At 71.2% G+C, this 3,949-nt stretch carries 4 protein-coding genes; 3 read left to right on the top strand and 1 reads right to left on the bottom strand.

Features of this window, described 5'->3' with window-relative positions; translation table 11 throughout:
* On the bottom strand, nucleotides 1-844 hold an 844-nt coding region (locus G6030_RS06775), incomplete at its 3' end, for a Mur ligase family protein (RefSeq protein WP_241724217.1).
* A 175-nt stretch (nucleotides 845-1,019) separates the two neighbouring features.
* Here G6030_RS06775 and G6030_RS06770 point away from each other — a divergent pair.
* The 3 genes from G6030_RS06770 (at nucleotide 1,020) to G6030_RS06760 (ending at nucleotide 3,897) form a co-directional block, all read left to right on the top strand.
* Nucleotides 1,020-1,961 carry an exonuclease domain-containing protein gene (locus G6030_RS06770; protein ID WP_007632574.1) on the top strand — a complete coding sequence of 314 codons (942 nt, stop codon included), beginning with the start codon at nucleotides 1,020-1,022 and terminating at the stop codon, nucleotides 1,959-1,961.
* Nucleotides 1,962-2,095: 134 nt separating this feature from the next.
* Nucleotides 2,096-3,457 (top strand): aspartate aminotransferase family protein, encoded by a 1,362-nt coding sequence (locus G6030_RS06765; RefSeq protein ID WP_063972169.1) that lies wholly within the window; start codon nucleotides 2,096-2,098, stop codon nucleotides 3,455-3,457.
* An 8-nt stretch (nucleotides 3,458-3,465) separates the two neighbouring features.
* Entirely contained in the window at nucleotides 3,466-3,897 is a 432-nt protein-coding gene (locus G6030_RS06760; protein WP_007632569.1) for a phage holin family protein, read from the top strand.
* The last annotated feature ends 52 nt before the right edge of the window (nucleotides 3,898-3,949 follow it).

Here is a 3,949-nt window from a genome sequence, read left to right as displayed (position 1 = left end):
CCATCGCCACCGCGGCCGCCACGGCCTGGGCCGCGTTGCCGCGGTTGGCCCGCCCCGGTATCGCCAGGGACAGGGGAGCGGTGAACCCGTCGGGGCCGTGGATCGCCTCGTCGTCGACCCACCAGTCCGGCTCGGGCCGCGCGAACTCCCGGCCGTCGGGCAGGGTGCCGGTCGACCGCCACCGCACCGCGCCCGTCTCGTCGATCGTCCGCGTGATCGGCTCCCCGGTGCGCGGGCAGCTCACCGAGTCACCCGCCCACGCCGACCCGGCCGCCACCCACACGACCTCCGGGTTGTCGTAGGCCACCGAGGTGATCATGACGTCGTCGCAGTTCGCCACCACCGTCGCCTGCGGTTGCGCCGCCACCCCGGCCCGCAGCCGCCGCTCGATCGCGTTGATCTCGCCCACCCGGTCGAGCTGATCCCGGCTGAGGTTGAGCAGCACGATCGCCTCCGGGGAGGTGTTCTCCGCGACGGCCGGCGTGTGGAGTTCATCCACCTCGATGGCCGCCAACCCGGCCACACTGTCGGCCACGAGGGCGGAGACGATCCCGGCGTCCATGTTGTCGCCGCCGGTGTTCGAGGCGACCCGACCCACGGTCGACAGGGCGGAGGCGACCATCCTCGTCGTCGTCGATTTGCCGTTGGTCCCCGTGACCAGCACCGTTCGCCGGCCCGCCGCGAGTTGGCGCATGAGACCCGGGTCGAGTCTCAACGCCACGAGGCCGCCGATCATCCCGCCCGACCCGCGCCCCGACACCCGCGACGCCCAGGTTGCGAGACGGGAGACGGCCACGGCCGCCCGGCCGCGGGGGGTGAGTGCGGTGATCGCGCGGGAGGTCATGCGACGAGTCTAGGCAGGCCGCCCGGTCAGAACGGCGCCGCACCGCCGACCACCGCCACCCCGACCGCGAGGTACGACGCCAGCGCGACACCGACACCGCGATGACGCGCGCGTGAACGCCATGACCTGCGGCGGTGGCGATCGGGATGTCGGAGTGGTCTGCGACCATGGGTGCATGTCGGGTTGGGTCGTGGTGGACGTCGAGACGTCGGGGATGACGCCGGCGGTCGACCGGGTGTTGTCGGTGGCCGCCGTGGTGATCGGTGACGACGGCGAGGTGGTCGAGGAGTTCGCGACCCTGCTCAACCCCGGGGTGGACCCGGGGCCCGTCCACGTGCACGGCCTCACCCCGGCCCTTCTCGCCGGCAAACCACGCTTCTCGGACGTGGCCGCCGAGTTGGGCCGGGTGCTGGACGGGAGGACGGTCGTCGCCCACAACGCGGCCTTCGACGCGTCGTTCCTCGCCGCCGAGGCGAGGCGGGCCGGGCTCGCGCCGCCGCTCGAGAGGTTCGTGTGCACCCTCGACTTCGCCGGCCGGCTCCACCTGTCGACCGCCGACCTCAAGCTGTCCACACTGGCCGCCCACTTCGGCGTGCGCCAGCGGGCCGCGCACGACGCCCACGACGACGCCCTCGCGCTGGCCGGGGTGTTCGCCGGTCTGCTCGAGGTGGCCGCCGCGAAGGGCGTGCGCCCCTCGGTCCGCGAACTCGACGCCATGGTGGCCCACCCCGAGACCGGGTATTTGGTGTCCACGGTGTGGGCGGAGGCCCTCGCCGCACCCAGGCTGTGGCGGCCGGCCGGGAGGCTGAAGCGGGGCGGCGGGCTGGTGCAGGGCATGGAGGTGGTCTTCACACAGGACGTGGATCGCGACCCGGAGGAGATCGTCTCCCTCGTCGTCGACGCCGGTCTCTACGTGGCCGACCGCATCTCGTCTCGCACCTCACTCGCGGTGTGCGACGCACCCGGCGCGGTGCGCGGACGCACCGCGTTCGCGCGGAAGAAGGGGCTCGAGCTGGTGCCGTACGCCCGGTTCGAGGAGATGCTCGCCGACGTCGCCCCCGGCCGGCCCGTCGCCGGCGCCCAGGCCGTGGACAGTGCGCAGGAGGCGCTCTTCTGACGGCGTCGGTCTACGCACCGGGCGACGGCGGCCGCAGCAGCTGATTCCGCATCGTGGAGCGCTCGTCCGGGAGGGCGGCGCGGAACTGACATGATGGCCGTGGACAACGCCGTCGACCACAGGAGTACTTCCCCGTGCCCGCACCCCAGAACGCCGCCGCCCGAGAGGTCTACGAGAAGGAACGTGCCCACGTCCTGACCCCGTGGTCGGCCTGGGGCTCGGTCGATCCGATGGTCGTCACCGCCGCCGAGGGCTGCCACTTGACCGACGGCGACGGGAACCGTCTCCTCGACTTCACCTCGCAGCTGGTCAACACCAATATCGGCCACCAGCACCCGGTGGTCGTCAAGGCGATCCAGGACCAGGCCGCCGAGCTGTGCACCATCAACCCGGCGCACGCCAACGCCGCCCGCGCCGAGGCCGCCCGCCTCATCGCCGAGGTCGCGCCCGCCGGGATGAACCGCGTGTTCTTCACCAACGCCGGCACCGAGGCCGTCGAGCACGCCGTCCGCATGGCCCGCCGCCACACCGGCCGCCACAAGACCCTCTCGGCGTTCCGCAGTTACCACGGGGCCACCACGACCTCGATGAACCTCACCGGCGACACCCGCCGCTGGGCCAACGACATGGGCAACACCGGCGCCGTGCACTTCCACGCCCCGTTCCTGTACCGCTCGCAGTTCTACGCGGAGAACGAGAAGCAGGAGTGCGACCGTGCGCTCGAGCATCTCGACTCGCTCATCGCGCTCGAGGGGCCCGACCACTTCGCCGCGCTCATCATCGAGTCGGTGCCCGGCACCGTCGGCATTATGGTGCCGCCGGCCGACTACCTCCGGGGCGTGCGCGAGATCTGCGACAAGTACGGCATCGTCATGATCTGCGACGAGGTCATGTCCGGCTTCGGCCGCACCGGCGAGTGGATGGCCCTCGACAACTTCCGGTCCGGCGACGACGACTGGGCGCCCGACCTCATCACGTTCGCCAAGGGCTCCAACTCCGGGTACGTCCCGCTCGGCGGCGTCATCCTCCACGACCGGATCGCCGCGTCGTTCGAGACCACGCCCTACACCGGTGGCCTCACCTACGCCGGGCACCCGCTGGCCTGCGCGTCGGTCGTCGCGACCATCAACCTCATGCGCGACGAGAAGATCGTCGAGAACGCGAAGATGATCGGCGAGGACGTGATCGGCCCGCGCCTGCGCGAACTCGCCGAGAAGCACCCGTCGATCGGCGAGGTCCGCGGCCTCGGCGTGTTCTGGGCGGTGGAGATGGTGGCCGACCGCGAGACACGCGAGCCCCTCGCCCCCTACGGTGGATCCTCGGAGGCCATGGCGCGCACCTTCGCGACCGCGAAGAAGGACGGGCTGCTGCTGTTCATGAACTACAACCGCTTCCACGTGGTGCCGCCGTGCATCATCACACCCGACGAGGCCCACGAGGGCCTGGACATCTTCGACCGCGCGCTCGACGTGGCCGATGAGTATGTGAGGAGCTGACTCTTCCGATGGCGCTGGTACTGCGGCTGATCGTCAACGCCGTCGCCCTGTGGGTGGCGACGCTGATCGTGCCGGGGATCGCCCTGCACGACACCACCGACATCTACGCGCCCGGTGCCGGCGCCGTCGAGAACGAGGTGAACGTCCCGACCATCACCGCACTGCTCATCGTGGCGGTGGTGTTCACGCTGGTCAACGCGGTGGTCAAGCCGATCGTCCAGCTGCTGTCCCTGCCGCTGACCATCATCACGCTGGGGCTGTTCCTGCTGGTCGTCAACGCGCTGATGCTCATGCTGACCGGCTGGATCACCACGACGTTCCAGCCGTTCGGGGCCGAGTACGTGGTCAGCGGGTTCTGGGCGGCCTTCTTCGGAGCGATCGTGGTCGGTCTCGTGAACTGGGTGTTCGGGATGCTCCTGCCCACGCGCGCCCGCGACTGATCGGCGCTGAGGGCCCGGCGCGGCCGCGCGCTGCGACCCGCGCGCTGCGGCC

Source organism: Dietzia sp. E1 (genome assembly GCF_014145015.1).
GTDB classification, from domain to species: domain Bacteria; phylum Actinomycetota; class Actinomycetes; order Mycobacteriales; family Mycobacteriaceae; genus Dietzia; species Dietzia cinnamea_A.
The sequence above is the reverse complement of the archived record's forward strand: the minus strand, read 5'-3'. Positions and strand labels throughout refer to the sequence as shown.

Excerpts from the sequence above, each read along its gene's own strand:
- G6030_RS06770 (WP_007632574.1), top strand. The coding sequence starts at position 1,020 with ATGTCGGGTTGGGTCGTGGTGGACGTCGAGACGTCGGGGATGACGCCG.
- G6030_RS06760 (WP_007632569.1), top strand. The coding sequence starts at position 3,466 with ATGGCGCTGGTACTGCGGCTGATCGTCAACGCCGTCGCCCTGTGGGTG.